Genomic DNA, 17,416 nt, shown 5'->3' with positions numbered 1-17,416 from the left:
TTAACAAGGCCGGTCAGCAAGGCCGCGGCCTCTTCGATCCTGGCCTTCTCAGCCGCGGCTCGTCCAGCTTGCCGGGTCCACCGGCAGGCCGCGGCGCCGAAGCTCAAGGTAGAGCGACGCGCGGCCCCCGCCAGATCCCCCGGCGTTACCAAGTGTTCCCACCGCCTCTCCCGGCAGCACGCGCTGCCCGGGCTCGGCGTCCAGACGGTCCAGGCCGGCCAGGACGAAATGGTATCCGCCGCCGCAATCCACAATCAACATCCGTCCGTAGGATCGGAACGGTCCTGAAAAGACGATGCGCCCGCCGCAGGGGCTGACCACCCGCGCGCCGGGGCTGGCGGCCCAGGTCTGGCCGGTGGCGCCACCCTCCCCGAAGTCGCGCTGGACGGCCCCGGCCACCGGGGCGCCGCGCGAGGGACGGGGCGGGGCGGACACCTCGCGGGTGCGCTCGCGGGCGGCCTCCAGGCTGTCGCGGGCCCGCTCGGCATCCCGTTCGGCGTCGCGCGCGTCGCGGGCGGCCCTTTCCTGGGCGGCACGATCCCGGGCGGCTTGCTCGCGGCTGGCCTGTTCCCGGGCCAGCTGGTCGCGGGTGGCCTGGTCGCGGGCGGCGCTGCGGGCCAGGGCCAGGCGGGCGGCCTCCCGCGCCTCGGCCTCCCGCGCGCGCCCTTCGGCCTCGCGCTTGCGGGCCTCCGCTTCGCGCTCGCGGGCCTCCGCCTCCCGCGCCCGGGCGGCCGCCTCGGCACGCTCGCGGGCCTCGCGGGCCTGGGCCTCGCGCTCCAGGCGCTCGAGGGCACCGCGCAGGTCGCGCGCCTGGGCGGCGGCCGCGGCGGCACGGCGGGTGGCGGCGGCCTCGGCGTCGCGGGCCGCATCGCGGCGGGCGCGTGCCTCGCCGAGCGCGGCCTCCACGCTCTCCGCGGCCTCGCGCGAGACGACGCGGGCGGCGACAAGGCGGCTGCGCTGCTCCTCCAGCGCGGCCGTGGCGCGGGCGGCGCCTTCGCGCGCTTCCCGGTACTCCGCTGCCTCGCGCGCGAGGCGGCGGGCGACGCCGCGCAGGATCAGGGCGCCGCGCAGGGCTTCCTCGGGCGGGGCGGGCACCACGAGCAGCGTTTCGGCGGGCCAGAGACCCAGGCGGCGCATGGCGGGCACCATCGGCGCGAGGGCTTCCGCCCGGCGGGCGAGGTCGGCCTCGGCGGCGTCGCGGGCGGCCTGGGCAGCCTCCAGCCGCACCTCGGCGGCGGCCAGCGCGGCCTCGGCGGCCACGGCGCGGCGGCCGGCCTCCGCGCGGCGCTCGGCCAGGCCGCGCTCGGCGGCCTCGGCCGCGCGGGCGGCGCGGGCGATGCCGGCGGCGTCGTCCCGCGCGCCGCGCGCCTCCCGCTCGGCCTCGCCCAGGGATTGCCGGTCGGGCTGGGCGGCGGGCTGGGGGGCGGGCTGGGCGAGGGCCAGCGCGGGCAGCAGCACCAGCGCGGGCAGCAGCGCGCCGGGCCCGGGGCGGTCGGCCCTTGCTTCCCGGCGCGCGGCGCGGCGCCCGCGCGGTCTCACCTCCGGGCAGCTTCGGCCGCGGGCGCTTCCATCAGGTTGCGCCCGGTCATCTCCGCCGGCTGCGGCACGCCCAGCAGGGCCAGCATGGTGGGGGCCAGATCGGCGAGGCGGCCATCATGCAGGGCCGTGACCTCCGGCGGGCCGCCGAACAGCAGGACGGGCACGGGGTTGAGCGTGTGCGCCGTGTGCGGCCCGCCGGTGACGGGATCGCGCATCATCTCCGCGTTGCCGTGGTCGGCCGTGACCAGCAGCGCCCCGCCCATGTCGTGGATGGCGCGGGCGATGCGGCCGAGGCCGGCATCCGCGGCCTCGCAGGCCTTGATCGCGGCGGGGAGGCTGCCGGTGTGGCCGACCATGTCCGCGTTGGCGAAGTTCAGGATGATCATGTCGTAGTGCCCGGAACGGATGGCCATCTCGGCCTTCTCGGCCAGCTCGGGCTCGGACATCTCCGGCTGGAGGTCGTAGGTGGCGACCTTGGGGGAGGGGACCATGTAGCGCTCCTCCTCCGGGAAGGGGTGCTCCTCGCCGCCGTTCATGAAGTAGGTGACGTGCGGGTACTTCTCGGTCTCGGCCATGCGGAGCTGGGTCATGCCGGCGGCGGAGACGGTCGGGCCGAGCAGGCCTTCCATGGATTGCGGCGGGAAGATCGTCTCCAGGAAGGGGTTCAGCGCCTCGGAATACTCGGTCATGGCCGCCGCGCCGCAGAGGGCGGGGTCGCGCGGGCGGGGGAAGCCGGCGAAATCCGGGTCCAGCAGCGCCGCCATGATCTCGCGCATGCGGTCGGCGCGGAAGTTGAAGCAGAGCACGGCGTCGCCGTCCTGCATGCCGGCATAGCCGTGCAGCACGGTGGCCGGGATGAACTCGTCGGTCTTGCCGGCGGCATGGGCGGCGCCCACGGCATCGGCCGCGTTCTCGGCCGAGGCCCCCTCGGCCAGCACCATGGCGCGCCAGGCCTGTGAGACGCGGTCCCAGCGGTTGTCGCGGTCCATGGCGAAGTAGCGGCCGGTGACGGTGGCGATGATCGCGCCGAGGGGCAGGGCCGCCTCGAAGGCCGGCAGGGTCTGGGCGGCCGCCTCGGGCGGGGTGTCCCGCCCGTCGGTCCAGGCATGCACGGCCACGGGGATGCCCTTGGCCGCGAAGATCTCCGCCAGCGCCACGGCGTGGTCCTGGTGCGCGTGCACGCCCCCGGGGGAGGCGAGGCCGCAGAGGTGCAGCGTGCCGCCCGTGGCGTGAAGCTGCTCGCCCAGCCAGACCACGGCGGGCATGCCGGCCAGCGTGCCGTCGGCGATGGCGGCGCCGATGCGCGGCAGGTCCTGCATCACGATGCGACCCGCGCCGATGTTCAGGTGGCCGACCTCGGAATTGCCCATCTGCCCGACGGGCAGTCCGACATCCGGGCCGCAGGTGCGCAGGAAGGCGCGCGGGCAGGAGGACCAGAGGGCATCGAAGGTCGGCGTGTTGGCCAGGGCGATGGCGTTGTCGGCGGTTTCTTCCCGCCAGCCCCAACCATCGAGGATAACGAGCATGACGGGCTTGGGACGAGCCATGGGGCGGACCTGATGCTGCGGAGCGGGCCTTGCCATAGCCCCGGTGCCGGGTGCTTGGCCAGCCGGGGCGAGGCGCTCGTTGCGCGCGATGCCGCGCCGGCTCAGGCGCGGGCGGTGTAGGCCCGGAACACCTCCAGCTCCGTGGTGCAGGCCGCACCGGCGAAGCCCGCCTGCTCCATGGCCGCGAGGATGGTTTCCGCCGGCACGCAGGCCTCGATGGTTTCCCAGTAGTAGGCCATCAGCTCCCCCGAGCGGTGGCGGGGCGCCGCGACCCAGCACAGGGCGGGAATCGCCGCGCCCATGTAGAAGCGGGCGATGGCGCGGGCCAGGCGGCTCTCGGGGCGGCCGATCTCCAGGATCAGCACGGTGCCGCCGGGCCGGAGCACGCGGCGGTACTCGGCGAAGGCCGCGCCGAGGTCGGCGACGTGGCGCAGCGCGTAGCCCATGGACAGGAAATCGACGCTGTTGTCGGGCAGCGGGATGCGCTCGGCCCGGCCCTGGATCAGCGTCACGCCCGGCAGGGAGCGCCGCGCCTCGGCCAGCATGCCCTCGCTGGGGTCGAGGCCGGTGACGAGGGCGGGGTCCCCGGCGAGGGCCACGGCCTGGCGCGCGACGAGGCCGGTGCCCACCGCCACGTCCAGCACGCGCATCCCTGGCCTGAGCCCGGCCTCGCGCAGGGCGCGGCGGCGGTAGCCCGGCCCGGTGCCGAGGGAGAAGATGCGGTCGATGCGGTCGTAATGCGGGGCGGTCTGGTCGAACAGGTTCCGCACGAAGCCCTCCCGCTCCTCCGGCCCCGCGTAGCGATGGGCGAGAACAGGGTGCGGGGCGGTTCCGGCCGCGCTTCGGGCGGGGCTGCTTCCCTGGGTCTGCGTCATGCGGGCGCCTCCGGTTGCGCGCCCGCAGGCATCGCAAGGCGCGGCCCCAGGCGCAAGCCTGCGGTGACGATCACGCGACCCCGGGCTCAGCGGGGAATGGGGGAGACCCCGAAGACCGCGGGGTGGACGTGCAGCACGGCGGCCCAGGCGATCAGGCCCACCAGGGCCGGCCAGGCGATCTCCCGCCAGGCGATGCGGTTGCGCCCCATGGCCACGGCCGCGAAGGGCAGCACGGAGGTGCGCGCGGCGAAGCCCGCCCAGGCCGCGGGGTCGCGTGCCGCCACCTTGGCGTCGAGCGAGGGCATGCCGAGCGCCGCGGTCAGCAGGAAGGCGCCGAAGAAGACCAGGGCCGCGCTGTCGCCATTGCCCACCACGTGCACCGCGCCCCAGAGGGCGAAAGCCCAGAGCATGGGGTGGCGCGTGATCCGCAGCACGCCGCGCGGTTCCGCCGAGAGCGCGGCGTTCTGCCCCACGGAGGTGGCGTTGCGCGTCATCAGGCTGCCCGCGAACAGGATGAAGGCCAGCAGCATCACCGCCACCAGCAACCAGCCCAGCGCCGGGGGCGCGGCCCAGAGCGGGGTGGTTTCCGCGTTGCGCCAGGCCAGAACCAGCAGCGTGATCGAGACGGCGGAGGCGACGGAGAAGGCGCCGCGGAAGCCGCCGTCGCCCAGGCGCGCGACCAGCGTCCGGCGCAGCCGGGTTCCGGCGACGCCGACATGCAGGCCGACCCAGAGGAAGGCCGCGAGGATCAGGGTGAACATGCCGTGAGCCTGCCCCGTGCCGGGCGCGCGGCGCAACCGTGCCGCCTTCAGCCTGGCCGCCAGGCGCGGTGGTAGGGGTGATTCGCGCGGATGCATTGCGCCCTGAACAGCGCCTCTGCCAGCAGCCCCCGCACCAGCATATGGGGCCAGGTGAGCCGGCCCAGGGAAAGGCGGTGTTCGGCGCGGGCGAGCACCGATTCGTCGAGCCCCTCGGCGCCCCCGATGACAAAGGCGAGCGGCCGGGCGGCCTCGGCCCAACGGGCGGTCAGCGCCGCCAGGCGCTCGCTGTCGGGCATCTCGCCGCCCAGGTCGAGGGCGATGGCGAGCGCGCCGTCGGGCAGGGCGGCGAGGATCGCGGCGCCTTCGCGGCGGCGCATCTCGGCCGCGCTGCCGCGGGCTTCCGGCAGCTCCCGCAGCAGAAGCGGCGGGCGCAGGCGGGCGTTGTGGTGCTCGAACAGCGCCGCCTCCGGCCCGCCACGGGCACGGCCCACGGCGAGCAGGAGGGGCGGCGCCATGCGCGGTTAGTCCTCGTCCTCCGCGGTGCCGCCGAGGGTGGAGCCGGCCGGGCCATCCAGCACCTCGTCGATCGGCAGCGGGTCGTCCGCCCCGCCCTCCGCATCCCCGGTGCTCTCGTCGGACTCGGGCATGGTGTTCTCCGCGGCCGGGCTGTCAGGTCCCCACATGCGCTCCAGGGCGTAGTTCGCGCGCGCCTCCGGCTTGAACAGGTGGATGATCAGGTCGCCGGCATCGAGCAGCACCCAGTCGGGCGAGGCTTCCGTGCGGATGCGGCGGATGCCGAGCTCGGCGAGCTTGTCCTCCACATGCCCGGCCATGGCCTCGATCTGGCGCTCCACCAGGCCGGTCGCGACCACCATGCGGTCCGCGAAGGCGGAACGGGTGGCGACGTCCAGCACCGTCACGTTCTCCGCGCCGTCCGCCTCCAGGCTGGCCACGGTGGCGCGCACCAGCTCCTCCAGCCGGTCCGGGCTGGGGGTGGGGCGGGGAGCGGCGGCACGGCCGCGCTTCTTCGGGCCGGCGGCGGCCTCGCGCTTGCGCGGGGTGGGGGCGGAATCGGCCTCCAGCTCGGCGATGCGCTCGGCATTGGGATCGGGCGCGGCGGGGCGGCGGGGGCTGCGGGGCGGGGTGGTGTTGGGGGTGGCGGCCCGCCCGCGGGCCGGCTTCTCGGCACGTGGCGCGGGCGCCGCGGGCTTTGCGCGGGCGGGCGCGGCCGGCGCAGCCTTGCGGGCGGGAACCTTGGCCGCCGGCTTCGCCGCGGCGCTGCGGGCGGTGGGGACGCGCGTCGTTGCGGCCGGGGCTCGGGTTGTCGCGGCCGGGGTGCGCGATGCGGCCGGCTTGCGCGTGGCGGCCGGCTTGGCCGCGGCGCGCGCCGGGGCGGCCTTGGTGGTGCGTGTCGCGGCCGGTGCCTTCTCGCGCGCCGGGCTGCGGGAGGGGGCGGCGCGGGAGGCCGTGGCCTTCGGGCGCGCGGCGGCGGCCTTTGGGCGGGCGGCGGCGGCGGGAGCCTTGGCGCGGGAGGGGGCCGCCGCGCGTGCCGGGGCCTTGGAGCGGGTGGCCGCCGCCGGGGCCTTCGCACGCGTCGCCGCGGCGGGAGCCTTGGCGCGCGAGGCCGGCGCCTTGGGTGCCGGGGACTTCGCGCGCGCGGGCGCGGGCTTGGCCGCGCGTGCCGGGGCCTTGGCGGCCGGCTTCGGCGCCGCGCCGCGCGCGGGCGGGGCCTTGCCCGCGCCCGTGGCGCGCGGGGCCGCGGAGCGGGTTCCGGTGCCGCTCGTGCCGGCGCTGCGGGTGGTGCCGCGGGAGGCGGGGCGGGGCGGGGCCTTGGGCGTGCGGGCCATGGGGGGCTCCTTCTCTGTGTTCGGCTTCGGGTGCGGGTTGCGTCAGGCGCGGGTGGGGTGGTGCGCCCTCGGCACGGATGGGTTCACGCGGGGCTGGCCGGTACCGTCCGTGGCGGTGCCGAGGGCCGGACCGCCGCAGGGAGGCCAGGGGATGAATGAGTGGGCGGGACCGCGGTTGCGCGGGCGCGCATCGCGCGGATGGCGGTGGCGCTGGCGGGATGCTCCCGCGCGGGCACCATGCACCAGGCCGCATGATCCTTGCTGCCGCCTTTCGTGCAGTGGGGGGATGCGCCCGACAGCACCGCGCCGCAAGCCCTGCGGTGGCGGCGCAGCACGGTGGCTGCCGCCCCGTGCAGCGCGAGCCGCGTGTAGCCGGGGCGCGGCAGCACCGCCATGGGCGTGCCCTTTGCCAGCCGGCGCCAGCGACGCCAGCGCGGAAGCTGCACCAGGTTGTCGGCGCCCATGATCCACACGAAGCACGCGCGGGGGAAAAGCTGGCGCAGCCGGGCGAGGGTCCGCTCGGTCTGGCGCAGGCCCAGCCGCGCCTCGATGTCGGCGGCGATGACGTGGCGGCCATCCGCGATGCGGCGGGCGGAATCCAGGCGTTCGGCGAAAGGGGCCATGCCGTCGCCGGATTTCAGGGGGTTCCCGGGGGAAACCAGCAGCCAGACCTCGTCCAGCCGCAGCACGTGGCGGGCCATGTCGGCCACGTGGCGGTGGCCGGGATGCGCGGGGTTGAAGGAGCCGCCGAGCAGCCCGATCCGCGCGCGCCGCCCGTCGCCCCAGCGCCCCGGGCGGCGGTGCGAGGGCGGCGGGTTGCGCGGCGGCTGCCTGTCGCGGCCGAAGGGGAGGACGGGGGGCGGCACGGTCAGCCCGTGCCGGCGGGGCGCGGAAGGATCAGGGCGTTCGCACCGAGACGGTCACGGGCTGCGCGGCCAGCCCCTGGTAGGTGACCGTGAAGGTGCGTCCCGCCTCGGTCGGCGTGGCGGCGGAGAAGCCGCCGAGCGAGATGATCTCGCCCGCGCGCAGGCGGCGCCCGTCGCGCTTCAGGTCCTCCACCAGCCAGGGGATGACATCGAGCGGGTGGCCCAGCAGGGCGGTGCCGGGCGCGCGGGACAGTTCCTTCTGGTCGGTGGCCAGGATCACCGTCATGCCCGCCAGGCGCGCCGCGAAGCCGGCGGTGGCCTCCGCCGGGATGGGATCGCCGAGCACGCCGAGCCGGGCGCCGACATTGACCGCGACGAGGTTCGGGCCGGTGGACTGGCCCTGCGCCAGCGCCAGGTCCGGCATCTCGATGAAGGGGATCACCTGGTCGAGGTGGCGGAGGATCGAGACGCGGTCCGTGCCGGCCTCGTTGATGCCCTCGTCCCGCACGCGGACGAGGAGGTCGCTCTCCACGTTCGGAAGGGCGCCGAAGGCGGCGGGAACCTCGGCGGGGGCGGCGGCGGTGCCGTGGGCGCGGATCGTGGCCTGGTAGATGGTGCCGCGCACCGGGTGGGGCACGCCGAAGCGCTGCTGCGCGGCGGCGTTGGTCAGGCCGACCTTGTACCCCACGGGCGGGCCGTAGTGCTGCGCCAGGATCGGGATCAGCTTCTCCCGCGCGCAGAGGGCGTCCTCCATCGACAGCGCGGTGCCGTAGCCCTGGGTCGGGCGGCTGGCGAGGATGTCGCCGGCGACGCGGGCGATGTCGGCGTCGCCGGGGCAGGCCGCGTGGGCGGAAAGCGGGGCGGCCATGAGGGCCGTGGCCGCCAGGAGCGCGATGGGGCGCATGGATCTTTTCCTTCCCGAAGCCGCGGATTGAACCCGTGGCGGGCCGTCAGGGGCGAAGCTGGCCGGTCCCGATCACATGGTAGCGCCAGGTGCAGAGCTGCTCCAACCCGACGGGGCCGCGGGCGTGCAGGCGGCCGGTGGCGATGCCGATCTCGGCGCCGAAGCCGAACTCGCCGCCGTCGCAGAACTGGGTGGAGGCGTTCCAGAGCCCGACCGCCGAGCCGAGGCCGTCGAGGAAGGCGGTGGCCGCGGCGGCATCCCCGGTGATGATCGCCTCCGTGTGCTCGCTGCCGTACCGGCGGATGTGGTCGAGGGCGGATTCGACGCCGTCCACCACCGCGACGTTGAGGATGGCGGCGAGCCATTCCGTGGAGAAGTCGCCCTCCGAGGCCGGGGGCAGCGCGGGCAGGATGGCACGGGCCGCGGCATCGGCGCGGAAGTCGCAGCCGAGCGCGCGGAGGTCCTCCACCAGAAGCGGCAGCAGGGAGGGGGCGATGACGCGGTCGATCAGCAGCGTCTCGGTCGAGCCGCAGACGCCGGTGCGGCGCATCTTGGCGTTGGCGAGGACGCTGCGCGCCATGGCGGGGTCCGCCGCCTCATGCACATAGGTGTGGCAGAGGCCCTCGGCATGGGCGAGCACGGGCACGCGCGCTTCCTCCAGCACGCGCGTCACCAGCCCCTTGCCGCCGCGGGGGATGATGAGGTCGATCAGCCCGGAGGTCCGCAGCATGGCGGCGACAAAGGCGCGGTCGGTGTTGGGCGCGGTGGCCACGCAGGCCTCGGGGAGCCCCGCCGCGCGGAGGCCATCGAGGATGCAGGCATGGATGGCGGCGGCGCTGCGCAGGCTTTCGCGCCCGCCGCGCAGGATCACGGGGCTGCCGGCCTTGAGGCAGAGCGCGGCGGCGTCGGCGCCCACGTTCGGGCGGCTCTCGTAGATCATGCCGATCACGCCGATGGGCTGTGCGACACGGCGGAAAAGGAGGCCGTTGGGGCGCGTCCATTCGGCCAGCACGCGGCCGACGGGGTCGGGGAGGGCGGCCACTTCCTCCAACCCCACGGCCATGGCCTCGACCCGGGCGGGGGTGAGGGTGAGCCGGTCGCGGAAGGCCTCGCTCAGCTCCGGCGCGGCGGCGAGGTCGGCGGCGTTGGCGGCGAGGATTTCCGCGGCGCGGGCGCGCAAGGCGGCCGCGGCGGTGGTGAGCGCGAGGTCCTTCACCGGCCGCGGCGCACGCGCGAGCGTGGTTGCGGCGGCGCGGGCGGCCCGGGCGGCCTCCTCCAGCGCGGCGCGGGCGATGGCGGCGGAATCGGCCGCGGGATCGGTGATCGCGTTCATGGGCGTATCGGTAGCGCCGGGCGGCGGCCGGGGGAAGCGCGGCGCGGCAGGGCAGACCCGCCGCCCATGCTTGTCCGCACCCAGGCTTGCCAGCGCCGCCGGCCTGACCCAGAACCGGAATGCATCAGAGAATGCAACGGAGGGAACCATGCGCTTCACCCAACCGGTGCTGGGCCGCCGTGCCCTCGGCGCCATGGCCGCCGCATCCGTCGCGGGCGCCGCGCGTGCCCAGGGGGCGTCCGGCAAGGTGACGGTGGTCACCTCCTTCTCCAACGACGTCACCGCCCCCTTCAAGCGCGCCTTCGAGGCCGCCCATCCCGGCACCACGCTGGAGGTGCAGAGCCGCAACACCACGGCCGGCGTGCGCTTCGTGCAGGAGACGCGCAGCAACAACGCGGTGGACCTGTTCTGGGCCTCGGCCCCCGATGCCTTCGAGGTGCTGAAGAAGGCCGGCCTGCTGGAGGCCTACAGGCCACAGAGCCAGGGCATCCCCGACACGATCGGCCCCTATGCCGTCAACGACCCCGAGGGCTTCGTCACGGGCTTCGCGGCCTCGGGCTACGGCATCATGTGGAACGAGCGCTACATGCGCGCGAACCGCCTGCCCGAGCCGAAGGAATGGGCGGACCTCGCGAAGCCCGCCTATCACGATCACATCATCATCACCGCGCCGTCCCGCTCCGGCACCACGCACCTGACGGTCGAGACGATCCTGCAGGGGGAGGGCTGGGCGAAGGGCTGGGCGACGATCAAGGGCTTTTCCGGAAACCTCCGCCAGATCACCGAGCGCTCCTTCGGGGTGCCGGACGCGGTGAACTCCGGGCAGGTCGGGATCGGCATCGTGATCGACTTCTTCGCCTTCTCCGCCCAGGGCGCGGGCTTCCCGGTGAAGTTCGCCTACCCCTCCGTCACCACGGTGGTGCCGGCCAACATCGCCGTGGTGAAGAACGCGCCGAACTTGGCGGGGGCAAAGGCCTTCATCGACTTCCTGCTCTCGGTTCAGGGGCAGGAGATCCTGCTGGAGCCGACGATCCGGCGGCTGCCGGTGAACCCGGCGGTCTATGCAAAGGCGCCGGCGGGCTATCCCAACCCGTTCAACGGCACCATCGGCCTGCCGAACTTCCGCTTCGACCTGGGCGTGTCGGAGAAGCGCTACGCCGTCGTCGATGCTCTCTACGATCAGCTCGTCGGCACCAACCTCGATGGGCTGAAGCGCGCCACCAAGGCGATCGGGGACGTCGAGACGCGGCTGGCGCGGCGGGACACCCCGCAGGCCCGCGCGCTGCTGGAGGAGGCGCGGGCGCTCATCGCCGCCATGCCCGTGACGGCGGAGGAGGCGGCGTCGGACGCGGTGGCCGGTTCCTTCTCCGGCCGTGGGGGCCCCGGGCCGCGCCAGGCGGAGCTGGAGCAGCGCTGGGCCGGCTTCGCGCGGGACAAGTACACCGCCGCCGCCGCCAAGGCCGCCGACGCCGCGAAGGCGGCCGGGTGAGCCTCGCCACCACCGAGGCGACCGCCGCCACCCCGCCCGCCGCCCGCCCCCGCCGCTGGACGGCGCGGCCGGGGGAGGCGGTGGCCTTCGGGCTGGTCGCGATCTTTCTTCTCGCCTTCCTGGTGGTGCCCGTGCTGACCGTGGTCACCGTCGCCTTCCAGGACCGGGCGACGGGCGGCTTCACTCTCGCCCATGTCGGGGATTTCCTGTCCAACGACCTGTTCATGCGGAGCTTCTGGAACTCCCTCTACGTCTCGCTGATGTCGGTGGCGGTGGCGAGCCTGATCGCGTTGCCGCTCGCCTATTTCACCACGCGCTTCGAGTTCCGCGGCGCGGTGCTGGTGCAAACACTGGGCGTGCTGCCGCTGATCATGCCGCCCTTCGCGGGGGCGGTGGCGATGGGGCTTCTGTTCGGCCGCAGCGGCAGCGTGAACCTGCTGCTGGGCGACTGGCTCGACATCAACATCCCCTTCATGGAGGGGCTGAACGGGGTGATCTTCGTCCAGTCCATCCACTACTTCCCCTTCATCCTGCTCAACCTCTCGGCCAGTCTGCGCAACATCGACCGTGCGATGGAGGAGGCGGCGCAGAACCTCGGCAGCCACGGGTTCCGGCTGTTCCGGCGGATCGTGCTGCCGCTGGCCATGCCCGGCTACGTCGCCGGCGCCAGCCTCGTCTTCATCAAGGTCTTCGACGACCTCGCCACGCCGCTGCTGCTGAACGTGCGCGAGATGCTGGCGCCCCAGGCCTATCTGCGGATCACCTCCGTGGGGCTGGAGGACCCGATCGGCTACGTCATCTCGGTCGTGCTGATCCTCTTCTCCGTGCTGTCGCTCTGGGTTTCGTCGCTGGCCCTGCGCGGGCGCGACTACGCGACGGTGCAGCGGGGCGGGGGAGGGCTGGCGCGGCGGCGCCTGCCGCGCGGCCAGGCGGTGGCGGCCTACGTGCTGATCCTGCTGATCCTCGCGCTGGTGCTGGCGCCCCACCTCGGGCTGTTCCTGCTCTCGGTCGCGACGGTCTGGTCCTTCGCGCCGCTGCCGGACGGGTACACGCTGGCGCATTACGCCCGGGTCTTTGCCGAAAGCTCGCAATACATCACCAACACGCTGGTCTATGCCGGGCTGGCCGGGCTGATCGACGTGATCCTCGGTACCGCCATCGCCTATCTCGTGCTGCGGACGCGCATGGCCGGAACCCGCTGGCTGGACTACGTGGCCATGTCGGCGCTGGCGGTGCCGGGGCTGGTGCTGGGGATCGGGTATCTGCGCACCTATTTCGGCGTGACCCTGCCGAACGACACGTCGCTCGCGGCCTTCTGGGGGATCATCGTGCTGGCGCTGGCCGTGCGGCGGCTTCCCTACGCGCTGCGGGCCTGCACGGCGGCGCTTCAGCAGATCTCGTCCAGCCTGGAGGAGGCGGCCGAGAACCTCGGCGCGCGCCGGCTGCGGGTGGTCCGGCGGATCGTGCTGCCGCTCATGGCGGGCGGGATCGCGGCCGGCTTCGTCACCTCCTTCGCCACCGCGGCGGTGGAGCTGTCGGCGACGCTGATGCTGGTGCAGTCCAATGCCGACGCGCCGCTGGCCTATGGGCTCTATGTCTTCATGCAGTCGCCCGCCGGGCGCGGGGCGGGGGCCGCGCTCGGGATCATCGCGGTGGTCATCGTCGGGCTGTCCACGCTGGCTTCACACCTGGTGGCCGGACGGGGCGGAAAGGAAAGCGCATGAGCGAGATCCTGGCACGCGAGCCGGCGGGCATCCGGGTGGAGGGGGTGGACCTCTCCTATGGCGCGACGCGCGTCCTGAAGGACGTGAACCTGGAGATCCGGCCGGGCGAGTTCTTCGCGTTCCTCGGACCTTCCGGCTGCGGCAAGACGACGCTGCTGCGGCTGATCGCGGGGTTCAACGCGGCGCAGCGCGGGCGGGTTCTGGTGGGCGGCGCCGACATCTCGCACCTGCCGCCCTGGAAGCGCGACGTCGGGATGGTGTTCCAATCCTACGCGCTCTGGCCGCACATGACCGTGCGCCGCAACGTCGCCTTCGGGCTGGAGGAGCGGCGCGTGGCGCGGGCGGAGATCGCGGGGCGCGTGGACGCGGCGCTGGCGCTGGTGGGGCTGGAGGGCATGGGAGAGCGCCGCCCCTCGCAGCTCTCGGGCGGCCAGCAGCAGCGGGTGGCGCTGGCCCGCACGGTCGCGGTGCGGCCCAAGGTGCTGCTGCTGGACGAGCCGCTGTCGAACCTCGACGCGCGGCTTCGCGTGCAGGTGCGGCGCGAGTTGCGGGACATGCAGCAGCGGCTGCGCCTGACGACGATCTTCGTCACGCACGATCAGGAGGAGGCGAACACCGTCTGCGACCGGATCGCGGTGATGAGCGAGGGCGTGGTGCAGCAGGTCGGCACGCCGATGGAGCTTTACGACCATCCCGCCAACCTCTTCGTGGCGGGCTTCCTCGGCACGGCCAACATCATGCCGGGCCGCGTGCTGCGCGACGGCGCGGCCAGCGCCTTCGAGATCGACGGCGGCACGCGCATTCCTTTGCCGCCGGGGCTGGATGTTCCCCCCGGCGCGCGGCTGATGTTCCGCCCGCAGGACGTGCTGCTGCTGCCCGCCGGTGCCGGGGCGCCGGGCCGGAGGCTGCTGGAGGGGGAGGTGACGCACCGGGAGTTCCTCGGCGCCTCCATCCGCTACGGCGTGCGGGTGGCGGGGGCCGAGGTGCTGGTGGACGCCCCGCACACCGGTGGGGAGGGGCATCTCGCCGTGGGCGGCCGCGCGGCGCTGGCGCTGGACGCCGCGCGGGTGAAGCTGCTGGCGGGCTGAGTGCCGCTCAGCGCCGCTTCCCCATGCCGCCCATGTTGGCGAAGACCCGCGCGTCCCTGTTCTCCTGCATCAGCATGGAGAAGCTTGGGATCTTCTCGAAGCCGAGGCCCTGCGGCACGCCCGTTTCCGGGTCGGGCTGGATCTTGCCATAGGCCTCACCCGAGACCTTCTCCCACTTCCCGGCCGGCTTCTTCACCTCAAGGTTCACCACCGTCGCCTTGAAGGCCATTCGCACGATGGCCTCCTTGGGGTTGGAGGGCTTGGTCAGGCTGGGGGCGCCCGCCATGACCTGCCAGCCGTTCTTCAGGGCCCAGGCGGTCAGCTCGTCCTTGTCCATTCGGCGCACTCCTCAGATCAGAACCATGTCGTCACGGTGCACGATCACGTCGCGCCCGCGCCAGCCGAGGATCGCCTCGATCTCCGCGCTGCGGCGGCCGGCGATGCGGCGGGCGCTTTCCGAATCATAGGCGGAAAGGCCGCGCGCCAGCTCGCGCCCTTCGGAGTCCCGCACGGAAACGGGATCGCCGCGATCGAAGCGGCCCTCCACCTCCCGCACGCCGGCGGGAAGGAGGGAGCGGCCATCGGCCAGGGCGCGGGCCGCGCCGTCATCCACCACCAGCCGGCCGAGCGGGGCCAGCGAGCCCGCGATCCAGCTTTTCCGCGCCGAACGGCCCTCGGGCGCCGGCAGGAACCAGGTGGCACGCGCCCCGGCCAGCATGGCGGAAAGGGGGTTGGGCGCGGAGCCCAGGGCGATGGCCATGGCGCAGCCCGCCCCCGTCGCGATCCGTGCCGCGATCAGCTTGGTGCGCATGCCGCCGGAGGAATAGCCGGGCGGCGGCTCGCCCCCCATGGCCATGATCTCCTCCGTCACCCGCTCCACCAGCGGCAGGTGGCGCGCCTCGGGGTCGCGGCGGGGATCGGCGGTGTAGAGGCCGTCGATGTCGGAGAGCAGCACCAGGGCATCGGCCTCGATCATCTCGGCCACGCGGGCGGCCAGGCGGTCGTTGTCGCCGAAGCGGATCTCGGCGGTCGCCACCGTGTCGTTCTCGTTGATCACGGGCACGCAGCCGAGGCCGAGCAGGGTGCGCAGCGTTTCGCGCGCGTTGAGGTAGCGGCGGCGCGCCTCGCTGTCCTCCAGCGTCAGCAGGATCTGGGCGGCCGTCATGCCATGCGCGGCCAGGGCATGTTCCCAGGCGCCCGCGAGACGGATCTGGCCCACGGCGGCGGCGGCCTGCTTCTCCTCCAGCCGCAGGGCGCGGCGGGTGAGGCCGAGGGCGTGGCGGGCCAGCGCCACGGCGCCGGAGGAAACCAGAACCACCTCCGCCCCTCCGGCCCGGAGCCGGGCGGCGTCCTGTGCGACGGAGGCGAGCCAGTCCGCACGCGGGGCCGCCGTTTCCGGGTCCACCACGAGGGCGGAGCCGATCTTCACGACGATGCGGCGGGCGGTGGCGAGGTCGGGCGGAAGCATGGGGCGCCCTACCACGGGCCGGGCGGCCGGGCGAGGACGGCCCGGGGGCGTTCAGCCTCCGCCGGCCGGCGACGTGGGCGGGACGGCCTGCTCCTCGGCGGTTTCCATGCGCTCCTCCGCTTCGGCGGGGGATTTCCGAAGCTCGTCCTCGGGGTGGACCTTCTGGCTCTCCAGGCGGCGGACGCGCTCTTCCAGGGTTTCGGACTTCTCGCTCTCGCTCACGGCCGATCTTCCTTCTGCTCGAAGGCAGGAACGCCGGCCGCCGCCGCCCGTATCAGCCCGGCTGTTCCTCGACCGTGCCGCGCAGCTTCTGCTCGGGCAGGCCGATGACCAGAAGGAAGGCGGCCGTCATCACCACGCCGCTGAGGGCGAAGCAGCCGGTCAGCGCCGTGCGGTAGGCCTCCCCCAGCATCGCGTGCTGGGCGGGGGAAAGGGCCGCCATGGCCTCGGCCCCGCCTCGGGTCAGCCCCTCCACGTCCACCGGCCCGGCGAGGCGGGCGGAAAGGATGGCGCCGGAACAGGCCACCCCAACAGCCCCGCCGAGGGAGCGCACGAAGGTCATCGCCCCCGTGGCCGCGCCGAGTTCCTTGTAGTCCACCGCGTTCTGGATGGCGGTGGTCAGGTTCGGCATGCCCATTCCCATCCCCAGGCCGAGCGCGGCCATGGCGACCAGGAAGGCCCAGGCCGGCGCCGCGAACCAGGCGAGCCCCGCCAGCCCCACCAGCGCCACCGCCTCCAGCAGGAGGCCCGCCATGAGGAAGCCCTTGTTCCTGCCGAGCTTCGCCGCCGCGCGCCCGCCGAAGACGGAGGTGAGCACCATGCCGATGACCTGCGGCAGCATCATCGCCCCCGCCCGCGCCGGGCTCATGCCGAGGACGAGCTGGAAGTAGAGCGGCAGGAAGACGGTGGAGCCCATCATGGCGAACACCATCATCCCGCCGACCGAGACGCCCCGCGCGAAGACGGGGTTGCGGAACAGGCCGAGGCGGATCAGCGGGTCCTCCGCCCGCGTTTCCCGCCACAGGAAGGCGGCGAAGAGGGCGAGCACCAGGGCCGCGCCGCCGGCCGCGGCGGCGGAAACCCAGGGAAACTCCACGCCGCCCCAGGCCAGGAAAAGCAGCAGCGCCGCCGTGCCCGCCGCCATCAGGGCGCTGCCGGCGATGTCCAGCGGGCGCCTGCGCTTCGCGGCGGGGGTGCGGAGGCCGAAGCCGATCATCAGCAGCGCGAGGGCGCCGAGCGGCAGGTTCACGTAGAACACCCAGCGCCAGGAAAGGGCGGAGGTGATGATGCCCCCGAGCAGCGGCCCCGCCACGCTGGCCAGGGCGAAGGTGCCGGTGAACAGCCCCTGGTAGCGCGGCCTTTCCCGAGGCGAGACGACGTCGCCCACCGAGGCCTGGGCCAGCACCATAAGCCCGCCCGCGCCAAGCCCCTGCAGGGCGCGGAACAGGATGAGCTGCCCCATCGACCCCGCGGTGCCGCAGAGCAGCGAGCCCGCCAGGAACAGCGCGATGGCCACCAGGAACATCCGCCGCCGCCCGTAGGTGTCGGACAGCTTCCCGTAGAGCGGCGTGGTCACCGTGGAGGAAAGCATGAACGCGGTGACCACCCAGGAGAGGTGCGCCATGCCCCCGAGGTCCGACACGATCCGGGGCAGGGCGGTGTTCACGATGTTCTGGTCGAGGGATGCCAGCAGGATGCAGAGCAGCGCGCCCGTCATGACCACCCGGCGCGAGGCGGGGCGCTGCGGCGGCAGGCCCCCCGGCGGTGCCCCGGCTTCGGGCAGCGGTCTTGTCAGGGCGAGGGAATCTGGCATGCGGCGGTGTTCCGGTCGGGGCGCGACCCCTCGATAACGCAGCGGGCAAGGGGGAGACTTGGGCGGGCAAGTGCCCGCCGCCAGCTTCGGCCGGCCCGTGGCTTGCGCCCGGCGCCGGCTGGCGGCGATGCTTCTGCCCCGCCAACGCCCGGCTTTCTGGAT

The 17,416-nt window shown here is 74.3% G+C and carries 16 protein-coding genes; 3 read left to right on the top strand and 13 right to left on the bottom strand.

Translation table 11 applies throughout. The annotated features are described in order from the left end of the window. Positions 1–48 precede the first annotated feature (48 nt). The 9 genes from ACFFIC_RS04920 to ACFFIC_RS04880 all read right to left on the bottom strand — a co-directional run bounded on the left by ACFFIC_RS04920 (position 49) and on the right by ACFFIC_RS04880 (position 9,672). Positions 49–1,539 carry a peptidoglycan DD-metalloendopeptidase family protein gene (locus tag ACFFIC_RS04920; RefSeq protein WP_377049025.1) on the bottom strand — a complete coding sequence of 497 codons (1,491 nt, stop codon included), beginning with the start codon at positions 1,537–1,539 and terminating at the stop codon, positions 49–51. Then, on the bottom strand, positions 1,536–3,086 hold the full coding sequence (gpmI, locus tag ACFFIC_RS04915) for a 2,3-bisphosphoglycerate-independent phosphoglycerate mutase (protein ID WP_377049024.1): 1,551 nt from the start codon (positions 3,084–3,086) through the stop codon (positions 1,536–1,538). Before gpmI ends, ACFFIC_RS04920 begins: the two co-directional genes overlap by 4 nt. A gap of 101 nt (positions 3,087–3,187) precedes the next feature. After that, on the bottom strand, positions 3,188–3,961 hold the full coding sequence (locus ACFFIC_RS04910) for a class I SAM-dependent methyltransferase (protein ID WP_377049023.1): 774 nt from the start codon (positions 3,959–3,961) through the stop codon (positions 3,188–3,190). Positions 3,962–4,047: 86 nt separating this feature from the next. Beyond that, positions 4,048–4,722 carry an NnrU family protein gene (locus ACFFIC_RS04905; protein WP_377049022.1) on the bottom strand — a complete coding sequence of 225 codons (675 nt, stop codon included), beginning with the start codon at positions 4,720–4,722 and terminating at the stop codon, positions 4,048–4,050. A gap of 47 nt (positions 4,723–4,769) precedes the next feature. Beyond that, on the bottom strand, positions 4,770–5,237 hold the full coding sequence (locus ACFFIC_RS04900) for a 23S rRNA (pseudouridine(1915)-N(3))-methyltransferase RlmH (protein WP_377049021.1): 468 nt from the start codon (positions 5,235–5,237) through the stop codon (positions 4,770–4,772). Positions 5,238–5,243: 6 nt separating this feature from the next. After that, entirely contained in the window at positions 5,244–6,569 is a 1,326-nt protein-coding gene (gene rsfS, locus ACFFIC_RS04895; RefSeq protein ID WP_377049020.1) for a ribosome silencing factor, read from the bottom strand. 83 nt (positions 6,570–6,652) lie between these two features. Further along, positions 6,653–7,435 (bottom strand): nicotinate-nucleotide adenylyltransferase, encoded by a 783-nt coding sequence (locus ACFFIC_RS04890; protein WP_377049019.1) that lies wholly within the window; start codon positions 7,433–7,435, stop codon positions 6,653–6,655. 31 nt (positions 7,436–7,466) lie between these two features. After that, entirely contained in the window at positions 7,467–8,339 is an 873-nt protein-coding gene (locus ACFFIC_RS04885) for a 2-keto-4-pentenoate hydratase (RefSeq protein ID WP_377049018.1), read from the bottom strand. 46 nt (positions 8,340–8,385) lie between these two features. Continuing rightward, the gene (locus tag ACFFIC_RS04880) at positions 8,386–9,672 is read right to left on the bottom strand and encodes a glutamate-5-semialdehyde dehydrogenase (RefSeq protein WP_377049017.1); all 1,287 of its coding nucleotides are present in this window, start codon (positions 9,670–9,672) and stop codon (positions 8,386–8,388) included. Positions 9,673–9,820: 148 nt separating this feature from the next. On the opposite strand from ACFFIC_RS04880, the gene ACFFIC_RS04875 reads away from it, so the two are divergent. The 3 genes from ACFFIC_RS04875 to ACFFIC_RS04865 are packed head-to-tail and all read left to right on the top strand — an operon-like array spanning position 9,821 to position 13,973. Further along, the gene (locus ACFFIC_RS04875; protein ID WP_377049016.1) at positions 9,821–11,161 is read left to right on the top strand and encodes an ABC transporter substrate-binding protein; all 1,341 of its coding nucleotides are present in this window, start codon (positions 9,821–9,823) and stop codon (positions 11,159–11,161) included. Next, positions 11,158–12,885 (top strand): ABC transporter permease, encoded by a 1,728-nt coding sequence (locus ACFFIC_RS04870; RefSeq protein ID WP_377049015.1) that lies wholly within the window; start codon positions 11,158–11,160, stop codon positions 12,883–12,885. Before ACFFIC_RS04875 ends, ACFFIC_RS04870 begins: the two co-directional genes overlap by 4 nt. Then, positions 12,882–13,973 (top strand): ABC transporter ATP-binding protein, encoded by a 1,092-nt coding sequence (locus ACFFIC_RS04865; protein ID WP_377049014.1) that lies wholly within the window; start codon positions 12,882–12,884, stop codon positions 13,971–13,973. Before ACFFIC_RS04870 ends, ACFFIC_RS04865 begins: the two co-directional genes overlap by 4 nt. Positions 13,974–13,980: 7 nt before the next feature. On the opposite strand, the gene ACFFIC_RS04860 is transcribed toward ACFFIC_RS04865, so the two are convergent. The 4 genes from ACFFIC_RS04860 to ACFFIC_RS04845 are packed head-to-tail and all read right to left on the bottom strand — an operon-like array spanning position 13,981 to position 17,254. Then, on the bottom strand, positions 13,981–14,310 hold the full coding sequence (locus ACFFIC_RS04860; RefSeq protein ID WP_140886615.1) for a hypothetical protein: 330 nt from the start codon (positions 14,308–14,310) through the stop codon (positions 13,981–13,983). Positions 14,311–14,322: 12 nt separating this feature from the next. Further along, positions 14,323–15,441 carry a glutamate 5-kinase gene (gene proB / locus ACFFIC_RS04855; protein WP_377049013.1) on the bottom strand — a complete coding sequence of 373 codons (1,119 nt, stop codon included), beginning with the start codon at positions 15,439–15,441 and terminating at the stop codon, positions 14,323–14,325. Positions 15,442–15,492: 51 nt separating this feature from the next. Beyond that, on the bottom strand, positions 15,493–15,663 hold the full coding sequence (locus tag ACFFIC_RS04850) for a hypothetical protein (protein ID WP_377049012.1): 171 nt from the start codon (positions 15,661–15,663) through the stop codon (positions 15,493–15,495). Between the two features lie 52 nt (positions 15,664–15,715). Then, positions 15,716–17,254, bottom strand: coding sequence for an MDR family MFS transporter (locus tag ACFFIC_RS04845; protein WP_377049011.1), 1,539 nt, complete (start codon positions 17,252–17,254; stop codon positions 15,716–15,718). Positions 17,255–17,416: the final 162 nt, after the last annotated feature.

Source organism: Muricoccus vinaceus (assembly GCF_042433125.1).
Lineage (GTDB): Bacteria > Pseudomonadota > Alphaproteobacteria > Acetobacterales > Acetobacteraceae > Roseomonas > Roseomonas vinacea.
This window is presented reverse-complemented; position numbering and strand designations above follow the sequence as displayed.